The sequence below is a fragment of the Sorangium sp. So ce145 genome (genome assembly GCF_051525985.1).
GTDB classification, from domain to species: Bacteria; Myxococcota_A; Polyangia; order Polyangiales; family Polyangiaceae; genus Sorangium; species Sorangium cellulosum_B.
The window spans coordinates 12,398,524-12,414,000 of the sequence record NZ_CP150315.1 but is presented as its reverse complement, the minus strand read 5'-3'; the positions used below and the strand labels follow the sequence as shown (position 1 = coordinate 12,414,000).

The 15,477-nt window shown below is 71.7% G+C and carries 12 protein-coding genes; 3 read left to right on the top strand and 9 right to left on the bottom strand.

The annotated features are described in order from the left end of the window. The first annotated feature begins 21 nt into the window (after positions 1 to 21). Positions 22 to 900 (top strand): tRNA (adenosine(37)-N6)-dimethylallyltransferase MiaA, encoded by an 879-nt coding sequence (miaA, locus tag WMF34_RS46230; RefSeq protein WP_437994713.1) that lies wholly within the window; start codon positions 22 to 24, stop codon positions 898 to 900. A 69-nt stretch (positions 901 to 969) separates the two neighbouring features. Here miaA and WMF34_RS46225 read toward each other — a convergent pair whose 3' ends face one another. After that, on the bottom strand, positions 970 to 1,701 hold the full coding sequence (locus WMF34_RS46225) for a hypothetical protein (RefSeq protein ID WP_193790771.1): 732 nt from the start codon (positions 1,699 to 1,701) through the stop codon (positions 970 to 972). A gap of 462 nt (positions 1,702 to 2,163) precedes the next feature. On the opposite strand from WMF34_RS46225, the gene WMF34_RS46220 reads away from it, so the two are divergent. After that, positions 2,164 to 2,616, top strand: a complete 453-nt coding sequence (locus WMF34_RS46220; RefSeq protein ID WP_437991812.1) for a nuclear transport factor 2 family protein — start codon at positions 2,164 to 2,166, stop codon at positions 2,614 to 2,616. Between the two features lie 12 nt (positions 2,617 to 2,628). On the opposite strand, the gene WMF34_RS46215 is transcribed toward WMF34_RS46220, so the two are convergent. The 6 genes from WMF34_RS46215 to WMF34_RS46190 all read right to left on the bottom strand — a co-directional run bounded on the left by WMF34_RS46215 (position 2,629) and on the right by WMF34_RS46190 (position 10,844). Continuing rightward, positions 2,629 to 4,977 carry a methyltransferase domain-containing protein gene (locus WMF34_RS46215; RefSeq protein WP_437991811.1) on the bottom strand — a complete coding sequence of 783 codons (2,349 nt, stop codon included), beginning with the start codon at positions 4,975 to 4,977 and terminating at the stop codon, positions 2,629 to 2,631. Positions 4,978 to 5,107: 130 nt separating this feature from the next. Then, a complete protein-coding gene (locus WMF34_RS46210) occupies positions 5,108 to 6,397 on the bottom strand; it encodes a DUF1552 domain-containing protein (RefSeq protein WP_012241658.1) in 1,290 nt (429 codons plus the stop codon). 100 nt (positions 6,398 to 6,497) lie between these two features. Continuing rightward, positions 6,498 to 7,829 (bottom strand): DUF1552 domain-containing protein, encoded by a 1,332-nt coding sequence (locus WMF34_RS46205; RefSeq protein WP_437991810.1) that lies wholly within the window; start codon positions 7,827 to 7,829, stop codon positions 6,498 to 6,500. A 51-nt stretch (positions 7,830 to 7,880) separates the two neighbouring features. Further along, complete coding sequence (locus WMF34_RS46200) at positions 7,881 to 9,620, bottom strand: DUF1592 domain-containing protein (RefSeq protein WP_437991809.1); 1,740 nt, start codon at positions 9,618 to 9,620, stop codon at positions 7,881 to 7,883. A gap of 143 nt (positions 9,621 to 9,763) precedes the next feature. Next, complete coding sequence (locus WMF34_RS46195) at positions 9,764 to 9,892, bottom strand: hypothetical protein (RefSeq protein WP_269454222.1); 129 nt, start codon at positions 9,890 to 9,892, stop codon at positions 9,764 to 9,766. A 409-nt stretch (positions 9,893 to 10,301) separates the two neighbouring features. After that, positions 10,302 to 10,844, bottom strand: a complete 543-nt coding sequence (locus WMF34_RS46190) for an inorganic diphosphatase (RefSeq protein ID WP_012241655.1) — start codon at positions 10,842 to 10,844, stop codon at positions 10,302 to 10,304. Between the two features lie 360 nt (positions 10,845 to 11,204). On the opposite strand from WMF34_RS46190, the gene WMF34_RS46185 reads away from it, so the two are divergent. Further along, positions 11,205 to 12,620, top strand: a complete 1,416-nt coding sequence (locus WMF34_RS46185) for a hypothetical protein (protein ID WP_437991808.1) — start codon at positions 11,205 to 11,207, stop codon at positions 12,618 to 12,620. Between the two features lie 81 nt (positions 12,621 to 12,701). On the opposite strand, the gene WMF34_RS46180 is transcribed toward WMF34_RS46185, so the two are convergent. Together WMF34_RS46180 and WMF34_RS46175 are read right to left on the bottom strand one after the other, a co-directional pair. Beyond that, positions 12,702 to 14,033 (bottom strand): phosphoribosyltransferase family protein, encoded by a 1,332-nt coding sequence (locus WMF34_RS46180; RefSeq protein WP_437991807.1) that lies wholly within the window; start codon positions 14,031 to 14,033, stop codon positions 12,702 to 12,704. 143 nt (positions 14,034 to 14,176) lie between these two features. After that, positions 14,177 to 15,382, bottom strand: a complete 1,206-nt coding sequence (locus tag WMF34_RS46175; RefSeq protein ID WP_437991806.1) for a hypothetical protein — start codon at positions 15,380 to 15,382, stop codon at positions 14,177 to 14,179. Between the last annotated feature and the right edge of the window lie 95 nt (positions 15,383 to 15,477).

Sequence of the window (15,477 nt, the reverse complement as noted above, 5' to 3'; positions counted from 1 at the left end):
ACGCCGCCGTCGTGGGAGACGATCGCGCCGCCGGCGCCGGGTGAGCTGCTCGTCGTGGTCGGCCCGACGGCGAGCGGCAAGACCGAGCTCGCCATCCGGCTCGCGGAGCGGTTCGGCGGCGAGGTGGTGAGCGCCGACAGCGTGCAGATCTACCGGGAATTCGACCTCGGCTCCGGGAAGCCGACGCCCGCCGAGCGCGCGCGCGCGGCGCACCACCTGGTCGACGCGGTCGATCCGCTGCAAGCGATCGACGCCCAGCGCTTCGCGGAGCTCGCCGAGGCGGCGATCGACGACATCCGCGGCCGCGGCCGGGTCCCCGTCGTCTGCGGCGGCACGTTCCTCTGGGTGAAGGCGCTCGTGCTCGGCCTGTCGCCCGCGCCGCCCGCCGATCCCGAGGCGCGCGCGCGCCACCGCGCGCTCGCCGACGCCGAGGGGCGCGCCGCGCTCCACGCGCGCCTCGCCGCCGTGGATCCGGAGAGCGCGGCCCGCCTCGCGCCCAACGACCTCGTGCGGGTCAGCCGGGCGCTCGAGATCTACGAGCGCTCGGGCCGGACGCAGAGCGCGTGGCACGCGGAGCACGGCTTCCGGGAGCGCCGGCACGCCGCGCGCCTGCTCGCGGTGCACCGGGACCGCGCCGAGCTCGACCATCGCATTGAGGCCCGCGTCGCCGGGTGGCTCGAGCAGGGCTGGGTGGACGAGGTCCGCTCGCTCCTCTCCCGCGGCTACGGCGACGCGCGGGCGATGGGCTCCGTCGGCTACCGGCAGGTGCGGGAGCACCTGGAAGGGCGCCTGCCGGCCGACGAGCTCGCGCCGGCCATCGTGCGCGCCACACGCACCTTCGTGCGCCGGCAACGCACGTGGTTGAGGGACCAGGCGGTCGCGTACGTCGCGCTGCCATGAGCCATAAACAATAATTATTCCAATAATTTACACAAGGACCACCCGCTGGCGAGGCGCCGCGGGCGCCGCTCATGCGCGCTCTTCGCCGGTCCCGCCGCCGCCGCGGCGCCGGCCCGCTCCGGCCAGGGGGACGCGCCACCGGACCTCGCCGTCGCAGCGCGGGCAGGCCGCGGTGGACGGCCGCGCCTCCTGGGCAAACGCGACGCGCCCGCAGTGCGAGCAGACGGTCATGTGGCGCTGATAGATGTCCGGGCCCGAGAGGATCGCCGCGGCGAAGAGGCTGAGCACGACGTCGCTCAGGAAGTCGCTCTCGCGCGGCGCCGGCAGCCAGCCGGATCGGTCGCCCACCGCGGCCCAGCGGACGCGCGCGCTGTACAGCGCTGCACGAAGAAACTTCCCCTCGGGGTCCGGTGCCACGAAGTCGAGCAGCGCGCTCCCCACGCGCCGGCGCGCGCGCCCGGTGAGCACCGCGACCGCCTCGGGGCGCTCGTCCAGCTCGCCGAGCGCCACGGTCTCCGCGCCCGGCTCGCGCACCGCGCGCGGGGGCCTCATCCACCCCGGAGCGATCACGTGATTGTCGAGCCACGCCCTGAGCTCATGGGGCTCCCAGGGGCGGTTCGTCACCTGCATGAAATGGAGCGCCCCGGCCAGGCTCGGGCTCGCGAGCATGCGCCCGCGCAGGGCGACGAACGATCGGGCCCTCCCGGCATCGGCGCGCGCGCTCCACCCGAGCCTCCTGCTCCGGCTCGCGAGGTCCGTCGGCGCGGCGCCGGGCATCGGGATCTTCAGGGAATTGCTCATGAGTTCCATGGGGTCTTCCGCCCCGCTGTGCGCCGCGGGGAGCGGCCGGCGAGCCGGCGATGTGCGTCGCGGTAAGCGCCCGGCGTGCCAGCCGCCGCGGAGGCCCGGATCTCCTCGCGCGCGCGGGCGGCGCCCGCAGATACGGCATGTTCGCGCGCCCGCTGGCGGCGCCGCTGAGGCCTCGAAACCGCCGTCCGCCGAGCGCGGTTGCGGGGTCCAAGCATCAGGGGGCCACCAGCGCGTCATCGACACCGCAGCTCGCTGGGCTTCATGGGCCCACCCCGGCGGCGCTCCGGGTCGACAGCCTCCCTCGAACGATGCCGAACCCCAGACGGCGAGGGGCGGGGCCCTTCTCGCCATTTTACGTCCATGCTAACCGCCTCTCTCCTCCGACAAGGAATGGCTCGAGAGAGCTCACCACGGAGCACGGCGCCTCCTGCTCCACGCGACGAAAGGACGACCATGACGCGAGAGTCGAATGACGTGCAGGCGATCCAGAATGTCGTAGTCCGGATCGCCCACCACATCGATAAGCGGCGCTGGACCGAGCTCCGCGGCCTCTATGCCGACGTCGTGGTGGCCGATTTCACGTCGGTCTTCGGGGGCGAGCCGCAGGAGCAGAAGACGGACGATCTGCTCGCGGGCTGGAGCAAGTTTCACGACGCGATCGACGCATCACAACATTTCCTCGGCCCCCTCGATATCGAGGTGAAAGGAGAGCACGCCTCGGTGGAGTGCCATGTCCGCGCCTACCATCGGTTCGCGCGCGCGCCGGGCGGCGAGGACTGGCTGGTCGCGGGCCACTACCGCTATGAGCTCGCCAGGCACGCAGGCGGCTGGAAGATCTCCAGGGTCAGGTTCGAGATGTCGTACCAGACAGGCAACACGAACATGTTCGAGGAAGCGCTCAGGTAAGCCCGCCGCGGGTCACCGCGGGTGGGGCGGCGCGATCGCCAGGCCGAGCGCGTGCGCCGCGCGCAGGGCCGCGACGCGGAGGTGGCCGTCCGGCAGGCGCTCTCGCCCCGCGACGAGCTCGATGAGCGGCACCCACGAGAGCCGCCGAGCGGCATCGGACCCCGGCGCGACCTCGGGCATGGCGGCAGCCGAGGCGGGCGCGCCGGCCGAGGCAGGCGCCGCGGTGACGACGAAGGCGAGCGGCTGGACCAGCTCCGGGGTCAGCCCTGCCGAAGGGCGGTAGGCCCCGCCGAGCTCGACGGCCGCCCCCACCCGAACGCCGTACTCGGCCTCCAGGCGCTCGCGCACGAACGCCTCGGCGGCCGAAAGCGCGCTCACGCTCCGCGGCAGCCGCCACGCCGGCGCGACAAGGATGCCGCTGTCGCCCGAGAAGCTCTGGGCGGCCGGCAGATCGTGGTCGTCCACGCCGAGCACGATCTCCCCCGACGGCGCCCGCGCGAGCAGCGCCGTCGAGACCGTGAGCACCCCGAGCGGCCGAGGCACCACGTACTCCAGCTCCCGCGCGGCCACCACGCCGCCGTCCGCGGTCAGCTCCTCGAAGCGCGCGCGCCGCACCTCGAGGAACCCCGCGCTGGCGCTCGGGTCCACCCGCGAGAACCTCCGGCGGCTCGGGCGCCCGAGCAGCGCGGCGAGCGACGTCGGCCGCACGGCGGCCACGCCGCCGTCGCCGGCACCGCAAGCGACGCCCGCGGCGCCCGCCGCGAGCGGGATCTCGTCGCCGATCCACGGCCCGAACGGCAGGCCGAAGCGCGCCAGGAGGTCGTAGACGTTCAGCTCGAGCCGCGCGTCGGGCAGGCCGCCGACCTGCGCGGCGCGGAGGAGCTGGCGCGCCTCGATGGCGCGGATGCGCCCCGAGGTGCCGAACCCCGACACGTTCTCCGAGGGCGCGTTCACGAACGTGGGCTCGACCTCCACCAGCATCGAGCGCACCTCTTCGAGGATGCCGCCCGGCGACGGGTAGTACGTCGTGCCCGGGATCATGCGCTGGATCGCCGCCGCCCGCACCCCGGCCGCCCGCTCCAGCGCGTGCTCGACCGTGTGCCCGACCGGGAACTCGGTCTGCACGACCGCGATCGGCTCGGCCAGGTAGTCCGCCGGCCCGCTGCCGTCGAGGGGAGGCGTCTCCTCGCGGCAGGCGCGCGCGATCGGCCGCGGATAGCTGGTCCGCGCCAGCACATACGCCGTCTCACCCGCGAAGAAGAACGGCACGATGTCCAGCGTGGGGTGCGGCCGCGCCGCCAGGTCGAACACCTGCCCTGTCGCCCGATCCTGGTGGTGCTCGATCCGCAAGAACTGCCGTGCGCTCTCCGCAGGCGCGAGCCGGAACGCGACCCCTTGACCGGCCTTCACCTTCTCTCCGACGATCAGGTAGTTGGTAGGCGGATAAGGCAGTCGGGCGCCCGTGGTGTCCCGGAGCTCGAAGCGACCGACGAACCTGTTCCGCACGATCCAGGGGTTGCGCAGCGGCGTCGACGACAGCACGCGCAGGCCGAGCCGGGCGAAGAGCGCCTCGAACTGCGCTTGAGAAAAATAGGTGTACTCCTCCTTGACCTCGGCCTCCCAGTCAGCGCGGTAATCCTTCCTCAACACGAACTCGACAGCATGCTTGTGGGCGAGCCGATACCGGCGCCACCCCGGGCGCGGCGCGGGGAGCGCGCCGGAGGGCTCGCCCGCGGCGCGCGCCAGCGGGAACCCCGGCTCCGGCGAGAGCGAGCGAAACTCACCCGCGAACCGCTCGAGCAGGGCCGCCGTCGAGGCGCTGCGGGGATCGCGGCCGTCGTCGCCGTCCTCGGCGGGCACGTCCAGAAACACCGTCTCCGGCCCGGGATCGACGAAGTCCCTCACCACGAGCACCCCGCCCGGCGAGAGCTGCTCCACCTGCGCCGCCAGCGCTTCCGCGGCGTTCGCGTGGCGGTAGCCCCCGTACGAGGTGACGTGGTGGAGCACCGACGAGTCGAAGATCCCGTCGAGGCTCTCGGGCGGGAATACCGTCCTGGCGATGTCGCCCAGCTGAAAGCCCAGGTTCGGGTGCTGATGAGCGCGGCGCGCGAGCTCGACGACCGTCGGATCGATGTCGACGCCGATGACCTCGAGGCGCGGGTAGAGCTGGGCCAGCGCGGCGCTGCCCTGCCCCGAGCCCATGCCCATGTCGGCGACGCGGCCCTCGCACAGGAGGTGCGCTGCCGTGAGCGCGACCTTCTGGCGCATCGACGCGTCCATCGCGGACAGGTACCGCGCGTACGCGGACAGGTCGTCTCGCCGCTGATCTGCCTCGTACCCCGCCGGCGCGCGCGTCGTCATGGTGACGAGTGTACGCCGGGCGCTGGACGGGGGTCGACGGAGGCGTGCGCCCGAGGGCGCGCAGGCGCCCGGGCGCGACGCGGCGGTCGCGGGGAACCGGAGCGCGCCGGGAAGCGGCGCGCCGGCCGCCTCAGCTGGCCGAAAGGCCTGGGAGCGGCGACTTGGACCGCAGGTTCGGATCGCCGAAGCCGGAGAAGTCCGTGACGCCCATCGCGTCGCACAGGCTGAGCAGCACGCGCTCGTGCCGCTCGCCGCTCTTGATGTACCGGCCGCCAGGGGCCGTCTTCAGATAGCCGCCCTCGCCGCTCGCCAGGACGAACTTCATCTCGTTCTGGTTGTGGTTCGGCGAGTCGCCCATGTCGCGGCACCACGCGATCAGCGTGTTGTCGAAGAGCGTCCCGGAGCCGTCGGCCTCCGGGATCGCCTTCAGCTTGTTGATGAGGTCGACGAACCGCTGCGACAGCCACTTCTCCAGCTTGATCAGGTCGAGGTGCGCCGGTGCGCCGGTGTGGATCATGGCGCCGTGCTCGTCGCCCTTCAGCCCGATGTCCGGGAGATCGACGTTCATGGCCTGATCCGAGCCCCACTGGATCGCGCCGACGCGGGTGATGTCGCACGCGAACGCGCCGACGAGGAGATCCATGTGGAGCAGGTTGGCCTGGAGCGGGTTGGCCGGATCGGTGGCGGGCTTCGTCGGCACGCTGCAGCCGCCGGTCTGGCCGGACGACGCGTTGGACAGCCGCTCCTCGATCTGCCGGATCGAGTCGATGTGCAGCTCCAGCTTGTACTTCTGCTCGGAGCCGAGGTTCCCCTCGAGCGCCTTGATCTCGTTCTTCAGGTGATCGAGGACGCTCTTGCGACGGCGCAAGAGATCGTCTGACGACGTGTTCGACGGGATCGCCGAGCCGAACAGGGTGGAGTAGGCGGACGTCGGAGAGGCGATGCCCGGCAGGTTGTCCTTGCGATAATACGGCGATCTCCCGCCGCTCACCGTGCTCTCGGCCCCCAGCAAGAGCGAGGGGATCTGCGTCTTCGTGCCGGCGGCGATCAGCTTGTCCGCGATGAACTGGTCGACGGAGATCAGCTTGGCGGGGTCGCTGAAGCCGAGCCCCGTGAGGGCGTCGGGCGCGCCGTGGTTGTTCCCCGGGTTCCCGGTGGGAAGGCCGTCCACGAGCACGACGTGCTGCTTCACGTCAGCGAGCGGCGACGTCGACTCGCTGAACGTGGGGGTCTCGCCCGAGACGCTCGTGGGCTTCCAGATCGATGGCGCGGTCCCCATCGTGCAGAACAAGAGGAGCCGCTTGGGCTTCCGGCCGGGCGCCGCCTCGGCGATGGAGTCCAGGAATGGGTTGAACAAGAAGCCGGCCCCGACGCTGGCCCCCAGCCCCTTGAGGAAATCTCTACGACGATGGCTGCGCATGAACGACCCTTTCACGCTACCGATCTCGCGCCAACGGAGCTCGCCGCGACAGGTGCGTGGGGGCGCACCTGTCGCGGCGAGCGGCCTCGCGTCCTCGGTGTCAGGTCGCGGCGATGCCGGGGAGCGGCGACTTGCTGCCCAGAGTCGGATCCCCGAAGCCGGAGAAGTCCGTGACGCCCATCGCGTCGCACAGGCTGAGCAGCACGCGCTCGTGCCGCTCGCCGCTCTTGATGAACCGGCCGCCGGGGGCCGTCTTCAGATAGCCGCCGTTGCCGCTCGCCAGGACGAACTTCATCTCGTTCTGGGTGTGGTTCGGCGCGTCGCCCATGTCACGGCACCAGGCGACGAGCGTGTTGTCGAGGAGCGTCCCGGAGCCGTCGGCCTCGGGCGTCGCCTTCAGCTTCTTGATGACGCCGACGAACTGCTGGTGCAGCCACTTCTCGAGCTTGATCAGGTCGAGGTGCGCAGGGGCGCCGGTGTGGATCATGCCGTTATGCTCCTCACCGCTGAGCCCGATCTCGCTCAGGTTCGCGTTCATCATCTGATCCGAGCCCCACTGGATCGAGGCGACGCGGGTGATATCACACGCGAACGCGCCGACGATGATGTCCAGATGAAGCAGGTTGGCCTTCAAGCCATTGCTCATGTCGCCGGTGGGCGTTCCCGGGACGGAGCAGGCGCCCGTCCCTCCTCCTCCGCCTCCTCCCGGGGTCATGGTGTTCGAGAGCCGCTGCTCGAGCTGGCGGATCGACTCGAGGTGAAGATCCAGCTTGTACTGCTGCTCCTTCCCCAGGTTTCCCTTGAGCGACGTGACCTCTTTCGTGAGGTTGTCGAGGACGCTCTTGCGCCGCTTCAGCAGGGCCTCGGCGGCGCTGTTGTCGTTGTTGTTGCCTTGGTTGTTGGACGGCGTGAAGCCCGTGAACACGGTCGAGTAGGCGGACGTGGGGGAGCCGATGGGCGACAGGTTGGTCCCCTTGTAGAACCCCGTCTTGCCGCCCTCGACGGCGGCGCCGAGCAGCAGCGAGGGGATGGGCGTCGACAGCCCGCTGCCCTTCAGCTTCTCGACGATGTACTGGTCGACCGAGATCAGCCCGTAGGGGCCGTTGCTGTAATAGCCCATCCCGGTGAGGCCGTCGGCGGACCCGTGGTTGTTGCTGGGGCTCCCGCTGGGGAGGCCGTCCAGCATCACGATGTGCTCCTTCACCTCCTCGAGCGGCGAGGTGGACTCGCTGAACGTGGGGGTCTCGCCGGAGACGCTCTTGGGCTTCCAGATCGAGGGGGCCGTCCCCATGGTGAAGAAGATCAGGAGCCGCTTCGGCTTCTTCCCGGGAGCCGCGTTGGCGATGGAATCATAGAAGGGAGAGAACAGAAGGCTGGCCCCCAGGCTGGCCCCGACACCCTTGAGAAACTTCCTACGACTGTGGCTGCGCATGACCGATCCTTTCACTTGCTACCGATCTGTTCTTGGGTTGCAGCCGTGGGGTCACGGACCTTGAACTCTGCGGGTGAAGTGCGGCGCGCGCGTCAGCGCGAGCCACACGCTCTTGAGGCGGAACTCGTCCGTCGCGGCCTCCTCCTGGACCTTCTCGTACGTGCAGCCGTCCTGCTCCCAGGTGCCGCCGAACGCGTAGTACGACCAGTAACGGACCATGCACGCCTTGACGTCCTCGCTCGCCGCGAGGTAGTCGGCCAGCTCGGTCACGCCGCTGAAATTGTAGTCTTCTCCGGTGGGCGGCTCGACGACCGTGCCGGTCACGTCGACGGGGATCCCGTTCTCGTCGTTCCGCCACCGGCCGAACGTGTCGTAGTGCTCGAAGCCGACGCCGATCTTGTCGGTGAACTTGTGGCAACCCGCGCAGTACTCCGCCTTCGTGTGCTGCTCGACCATCTCGCGCGTGGTCGCCGGGGTCTCCAGGGGCTTGACGTTCGGATCCACGCCGGGCGGCGGGGGCTCGAGCGGCTGGCAGAGGAGCCGCGTGCGGACCATCTTGCCGCGCTGGGTCGGCGAGGACAGCTTCGCGCTGCCATGCCCCGTCAGGAAGCTGCCGTGGGCCAGGATGCCCCCGTCGCGCTGCCCCGGGGTGAGCGTCACCTTCGTCAGCTCGGTGCCCCCGGCGCCGTTGATGCCGTAGTGCGCACCCAGGCTGGCGTTGATGAACGTGTAGTCCGCCTGCAGGAGGTTGGCGAACGTGCCGTTCTGGTTGAACGCGGTGTCCACGACGAGCGCCTGCGTCTCGGCCATCATGTCCTTGCGCATGGCGTCCGTGAGATCGAAGAGCGTGTTGTCCTTCACCGCGGTGACGAGGCGGTTCAGCTGGAGCCAGCCGCGCATGAACCGCATCATCTCCTTCTCGGCGAGCGGCCTTGTCGCCGAGTCCTCCAGCAGGCGCAGCGCGTGCTGGGCGATCTGCTCGCTGGTCAGGTTGGCGCCCTGGGCGGCGGCCGCGTCGGCGGCCTGCAGCAGCGCCTCGTCCGGCATGGTCCCGGTCAGCAAGTACGAGAGGTTGCTCGCGATCTCGTGCGGGGTGAGCTCGTAGACGCCCGAGCCGTTCGCCTCGGTCCCGATCTCGTGGCGATAGAGGAAGTACGGCGACTGCAGCATGGCGCCCACGACCACCTTGGCGCCGTCCTCGAACGACTTCTCCGCCCCGAACAGCGCGTCGTAGGACGCGACGCGCTCGTCCGTGAGCTTGTCGCGGAACGCGCGGCGGCCGAAGTCGCGGATGAACTCGGTCCGGCAGCTCGCGTCCAGGGTCCTGCACGTCGTCGTGGTGATGCTGGAGAGCTTGTTCGTCACCGCCCAGTCGGCGGTCGTCTCGGCCCAGTCCATGATCTGCTGGGCCGTCAGGTCGCGGATCACCAGCGCGTTCGCGTCGGCCGAGAACCCGAGCACCTGCGGGTCGTTGAAGATGCTCGGGAGGGCGACGGACTGGTCCTTGAAGAGGTCGCGGACAGTGGCCTCGAATTGATCCACCGTCAGGCGACGCACCACGCGCGGGCCCGGGGTGCTCTTGTCCGCGACCTCGCAGTGCGACACCTCCGGGATCTCCGTGTGCACCTCCGGCGGGTCGCCGATCGGCGGGCCGCCAGCGTCGCCGCCGCTGCTGCTGCCGCTGCTGCCGCTGCCGCTGCCGTTGCCGCTGCTACTGGTCTCGGAGGGCGTCCCGTCGGGATTGCCGAGGTTGCCCAGGCAACCGAGCGGGCCGGCGAGGAGAAGCGCCACTGCGGAGTAGCGGCGACACGCTTTCGCCGAAACTAAGCTATTAAGCGTGCTCATCATTGCTTGAGAAAAGCTGATGTCTCTCATGTTGTCAAGCCCCGATCAAGCGGTGTCGCCTCGATAATCCATGCGCATACCCGCGCGCTTCAATGGCCTGTCACCGAATCGTCCGCGTCGTCCGCGTCATTTGTGTTGTTTGCGTTGATTGCGTTGGCCGCGTTCGAATCGTTTTCAGCGTCGCTTTCAGCGTCTTTGCCCTGCCCGATCGCCTGCATGCGTCATGGTGCGCCCTTGGTGGCTCTCCCCGGGGCGACGTCGAGTTCGACGCTCCGCGTTGAGCCGACTCACGGTGTCACCCGCCACGCCAGAGAGCTCGACCTCCCACCGGATCCGAGGTCGAACCGGAGCCGCTGGATCGCCAGGCGCGTTTCGACCTCAGGGCTCTGGGCGAGCCGCTGGGCAAGGTCTTCGTCGTCCATGAGCGTCGAGAAGCGATCCACAGGAAGCGGTTAAGCAACCCTCGTGCCGAGTGTTCTCGCGGGGTTACCTCGCGCCTCCATGCCCGGTTTCTGGATTTTTTCGAAGGTTGCGAGGGGTGGACGCCGAGGGGTCCAGGAAGGGCGATCCACCGCTTCCGCGATCCATCCGTGCGCCGCTGCAACCGGGCCCCCAGGGCCAGCCGCGTCAGCCCTTGGACCAGGCGCTGATCGAGCGATAGCTCGCGACGGACTCCTCGATGACCTCCAGGGCGCGGTTCCTGTCGTACATCGTATCTACCTCTGCGAGCTTGTTCTCGAGCGTCTTGTAGTCGATGAAGAACCGCATGAGCTCCTTGGTCACGTGCGGCGGCAGCTCCTCGTGGGTCAGGTAATGGGCCACGGAGGGGTCGTCGACGGCGACAGCGATGATCTTGTCGTCGACCCCCTTGTCGTCGCGCATGAAGAAGCCGCCGATGGCGCGCGCCCTCACGATCGTGAGCGGCACGACCGGCTCTTGCATGAGGACGAGGACGTCGAGCGGGTCGCCGTCGCCCGCGTGCGTCTGCGGGATGAAGCCGTAATTGGCCGGGTAGTGCACTGACGAGTAGAGCACGCGGTCGAGCATCAAGAGCCCGGTCTTCTTGTCGAGCTCATACTTGCACTTCGATCCTTTCGGGATCTCGATCACCACGGGGAAGAAGTCGTGTCGGCTGTCGGGGAGCAAGATGTCGTGGAGCGGATGGGTCATTGAATCGTCCTGGGCTTTCGCCCCCGCCCGGGAGGCGGGCGAGGGGCGGACAGGATACCAGGAGTTCGATTCGGTGAGATCGTGCTCCAGACACCCCCGGATTCCCGCTCTGGAGCGAGATGAGCCACGCCGCCGCCGGGGCCCTCCCGGCGCGGGCCGGCGGGGGCGCAGGATCGACGCTGGCGAGCATGGGCAAGGGCGGTCGCTCGTGCGATGAGCTAGCGCGAAGCCGCCGGGGCAGACTCGCCGGCGGATCTCCGGATACCAGGTGCGCTCCCCATGAGACCGTTCCCCACACGCGCCCCAGCCGCGCGACCAAGGCGAGCGCCCGCGCCGCGACGCACGGCGCCCTGGGCGCTGTTGGTCCTCGCCCTGGGCGCGGCCCTCGGCGGCCCCCCAGCGGCAGCGGCGCGCGCGCCGGACGCGCCGCCGGCCAAGCCGCCCTCGCCCGTCGCGAGCGCGCAGGCCGGGGCGCCCTCGGACGACGGCGCCTCGGCGGCCGCCGCCCCGCCGGCTCAGGGCCGACCCGTGGTCTCGCCGGTGCAGCGCCCGGGCGAGCGCGACGTTCAACGACGCGCCTGCTCCTTCACGCTGCCCGTCTGCGTGCACGCGCCCGCGGACGTCCCCGGCGCCGCCCTCCTCGAGAGCCTCACCCACCTGGAGGCCGCGATGCGGGCCTACGACGCGCTCGGTCTGCCGCGCCCGCTCCCCGATGGCGCGCGGGGCGGCGGCCCAGCGTACGATCTCTACCTGGAGCGCGGCCCGCGCCGCGGCCCGACGCGCGTGGGGTACGACCTGCGGGCGCTCGGGGAGCGGTTCGACGCCGCGAGCGCGTTCGCCATCGTCGCAGCGCCGGGGCGCGGCGGGTGCGCGAGCGCGTCCGACGCGGCCTACGCGCTCGGAGCCGCCGTCGCGATGCGCCTCGACGCCGGGGCGGAGGAGGGCGCGATCGCCATGACGGCGAGCTACCTCGCCGCCATCGCGGCGCCCTGCGCGGCCGAGGAGCTCGCCGCGGTCGACGCCTTCCAGCGGGCGCCCGAGCGGGCGCTCACCGGCGCGGCGCTCGGCGCGCTCGACGGCGGCCTGCTCTTTCCGTGGTACCTCGACGACGCGTACGGCACCGGGACGCCGGCGCAGGTCGCGACGTCGCTGCTCGCGATCGCGGCGCAGTCCACGCCCGCGGGCGCGGCGCGCTTCCACGCCGAGCCCGACACCTTCGACGCGCTCCGGGCGTCGCTGCGATCCCGCGGCGAGGACCTCGACGATCTGCTCCTCGAGTTCGCCATCGCGCGAGCGTTCCTGGGCAGCCGCAGCGACGGCGCGCACCTCTCCGACGCCGCGCGCTTCGGCGATTTCGGCCGGGTTCGCTTCGAGTGGTCGCTGCCCTACGCCACGCTCCCGCGGCGGGTCGCGCCCCTGCGCCCGATCGAGCCGACCGGCGCGACGTACCTCTGGCTCGATCTCTCGGCGGAGAACGCGGCCGCCCGGCCGGATCTCAGGACGGCCGAGATCACCTTCGTGGCCGACTGGGAGCTGCCCGCGCTGTTCCGCTGGGCGATCGTGAAGGTCGACGCGCAGGGCGCCGAGGCCGGCCGCGTCGACGTGGCCGGCGTCTTCGGCAGCAGCCGCGCGCAGCGCACGGTGGTGGGGCTCGACGGGCTCTCGGGGCTGCTCGTCGTGGGCGTCAACGCGGGGAGCATGATCCGGAGCCTCCCCTTCGATCCCGACGACGCGCCGTTCATGCCGCACGCGTACACGGTCTGGCTCTCCAGGTAGGCGCCGCACCGGCCAGCGCTCGCGCCGGGCGGCGGCCGGCGGCGCGCTCGCCTCGGCCTGCGCGGGCCGCCGGCCGGCGCGTCACGCCCTCGCCTCGGCTCCTCGCGCGATCAGGTGCTGCGCGAACCACTCGCCGGCGAGCCGGGCGACCGCCGCGAGCGCGCCCGGCTCCTCGAACAGGTGCGTCGCGGAAGGCACGACGGCGAGGCGGCGCGGGCCCGCGAGGTCCTCGAGGGCGGCCTGGTTCAGCGCCAGCACCTCGGTGTCCGCGCTGCCCACGATGAGCAGCGTCGGCGCGCGCACCATCGCCAGGGCCGCGCCCGCGAGGTCGGGCCTGCCGCCGCGCGACACGACGGCGCCCACGACGCGCGGCCGCGCCGCCGCGGCGATGAGCGCGGCCGCCGCGCCGGTGCTCGCGCCGAAGTAGCCGACCGCGAGGTGACGGAGCTCGGGGCGCGCGAGCGCCCAGTCCGTCGCCCCGAGCAGCCGCCGCGCGAGCAGATCGACGTCGAAGCGGAGGTGGGCGCTCCGGCGATCTTCCGCCTCCTCCTCGTCGGTGAGCAGGTCGAAGAGCAGCGTGGCCAGCCCCCACCTCCAGAGCGCCTCCGCGACCGAGCGGTTGCGAGGGCTCCTGCGGCTGCTGCCGCTGCCGTGCGCGAAGATCACGAGGCCGCCCGCCCTCTCCGGGATCGCGAGGTCCCCGGGCAGCGCCGCCGTCCCTGCCTCGACGAAGAGGGGCCGCTCCGCCCCTTCCGCTCTCGGGACCTCGCGCCGCGCCTCGGCGAGCAGCGTGGCGACGACGTCGTCCGACGTCTGCGAGAAATCCTCGTAGTAGGCGCCGATCGCCTGGAGGCCCGGGTCCTCCTCGATGCAAGCGACGCCGTCGACCTCGCGGCTGAGCGACGACAGGCTCGACGGCGCGGCGACCGGCACGGCGAGCACGAGCCGCCTCGGCGAGCGCTTGCGCAGGTCGCGCAGCGCGGCCCGCACGGTCCCGCCGGTCGCGATGCCGTCGTCCACGACGATCACCGTCCGCCCCTCGACGCGGGGCATCGGCCTGTCGCCCCGGTACCGGCGCACCCCGCGCTCCACCTCGGCGGCCTGCTGCTCCGCGATCTCGGCGAGCTCCGCCTCGGAGATCCCCAGCAGCCCGACGAGGCCCCGATCGATGTACACCTCGCCCCCCTCGGCGATCGCGCCCACGCCGAGCTCCGGCTGCCCGGGTGCGCCGAGCTTGCGCACGATCCACACATCGAGCGGCGCGCCCAGCGCGCGCGCCACCTCGTAGCCCACCTCGACGCCGCCGCGCGGCAGGGCGAGCACGAGCGGCGCCTCGCTCCTGTACCCCGAGAGCAGCTGCGCGAGCCTGCGCCCGGCGTCCCTCCGATCCTCGAACAGCTTCGCTCGCCCCATCGCCCCCTCCCCTCACGTCCGCTCCTGAGACCCTTCAAGAGCGGTGCCGCGAGGTGCGCGCGGCGCGGGCTCGGCCGCGCGCGACGCGAGGAGGGGCGGGGGTCGACCGCGATACGGGCAAGGCCGCGCCCGTCAGCGCTCCATCAACCGAACAGGCTCCACTCGTCCTCGATCAGCGAGAGCGCGTTGATCAGCTCGACCGCGAGCTCGCGCTCGAGCCACTCGTCGATGCGCTGGCCCGCGGCGATCGCGCTGAAGCCCGCGCGTGGGATGCGCTTCGCGAGGTGCGAGAGGCACGAGCCGGTCCGATCGAGGCGCGCGACCCAATCGGTGTCGCGATAGGCATATCTGGCCTGGTGGAACAGCGAGTCGCTGAGCGCCGAGATCCTGTCGCGCACGACGTCGGCGGGCTCGGCGCGGGACGCGATCGCCTCGCGCACCTCGCCGATGGCGCGCAGCACGAGGCAGACCGGCGCGCCCGGATGGAACGAGGTGCGCTTCGGTGAGAACGTCAGCCCGTCGAGCGCAAGGAAGTACCAGGCCTGCGGCGAGGACACGCGATAGAGGTAGGCGGCGTCGCAGGCGTCGGCCGCCCTCATCGCGATCTGCCAGGCGCCTTGCTCGTCGATGCCGTCCTGCTCCGCGGGCATCCCGTCGATGCGCGCGATCCCGGCGCCGCTGGCGAGCGGGTCGGCCCACGCCATGATCAGGACCGAGGTCGCGCACGACCAGCTGCACAGGAGGCGCGCGCTCGCCTCGGCGGACACGCGCCCGCTCGGCGCGATCCAGACGAAGCGCCCCTCCTTGAGATCGGCGCGGTACTCGTGGAGCGCGGCGCCGTGACCTTCGAGCTGCTGGAAGAGCTCCTCCCCCCGCGCCGCCCAGCGCTGGGCGAGGGCCTCCTCGGCGCCCTCGGACGGCGTGTCGTCCCAGTCGAGCTCAGGCGGCCGGGGCGGCGAGAACTCCGCGTCGTCCGCTCCGCTCTTCGCCTTCGCGTTCCGGGGTCGGCGCTTCGGCGGCGCGGCGCTGGCCTGCTCGCCGGCGCGCGCCCTCGCGGCGCGCATCCTCGGCGCCGCCGGTGGCTCGGCCGCCGCGCGCTTGCCCGGCGCTGCCGGTCGCTTCGCGACGGCGGCCTCCACGAGCGAGGTCGCGCCCTTCGCCTTCCTGGGCCTGGCGCGCGAGCTCGCGGGCGCCCGCTCCTGCCCGTCGCGCAGCGCGGCCGGCGGGCCCGCCTTCGCGCCCGCGCGCTCGCCCGCCTTGCCATGACGCCGCGCGCGCGCGGATCCGCTCGATACCTTGACGGTGCGCCTGGGTTCGGCCGATGTCCCTCGACCGCGCGGTTTGGGCATTGCGACAGGCTATCACGAGCTCGAAGCGCGATATCGATGGAGGCGCCCCGGGAAACGGACATGGTGAGCCGAGCGCCAGATCTCGCTCGGAGCGC

Bases quoted from the DNA above. Each gene is read 5' to 3' on its own strand.
- WMF34_RS46205 (WP_437991810.1), bottom strand. From the start codon at position 7,829: ATGCGCAGCCACAGTCGTAGGAAGTTTCTCAAGGGTGTCGGGGCCAGC.
- WMF34_RS46175 (WP_437991806.1), bottom strand. From the start codon at position 15,382: ATGCCCAAACCGCGCGGTCGAGGGACATCGGCCGAACCCAGGCGCACC.
- WMF34_RS46225 (WP_193790771.1), bottom strand. From the start codon at position 1,701: ATGAGCAATTCCCTGAAGATCCCGATGCCCGGCGCCGCGCCGACGGAC.
- WMF34_RS46190 (WP_012241655.1), bottom strand. From the start codon at position 10,844: ATGACCCATCCGCTCCACGACATCTTGCTCCCCGACAGCCGACACGAC.
- WMF34_RS46195 (WP_269454222.1), bottom strand. From the start codon at position 9,892: ATGCAGGCGATCGGGCAGGGCAAAGACGCTGAAAGCGACGCTGAAAAC.
- WMF34_RS46180 (WP_437991807.1), bottom strand. From the start codon at position 14,033: ATGGGGCGAGCGAAGCTGTTCGAGGATCGGAGGGACGCCGGGCGCAGG.
- WMF34_RS46215 (WP_437991811.1), bottom strand. From the start codon at position 4,977: ATGACGACGCGCGCGCCGGCGGGGTACGAGGCAGATCAGCGGCGAGAC.
- WMF34_RS46210 (WP_012241658.1), bottom strand. From the start codon at position 6,397: ATGCGCAGCCATCGTCGTAGAGATTTCCTCAAGGGGCTGGGGGCCAGC.
- WMF34_RS46220 (WP_437991812.1), top strand. From the start codon at position 2,164: ATGACGCGAGAGTCGAATGACGTGCAGGCGATCCAGAATGTCGTAGTC.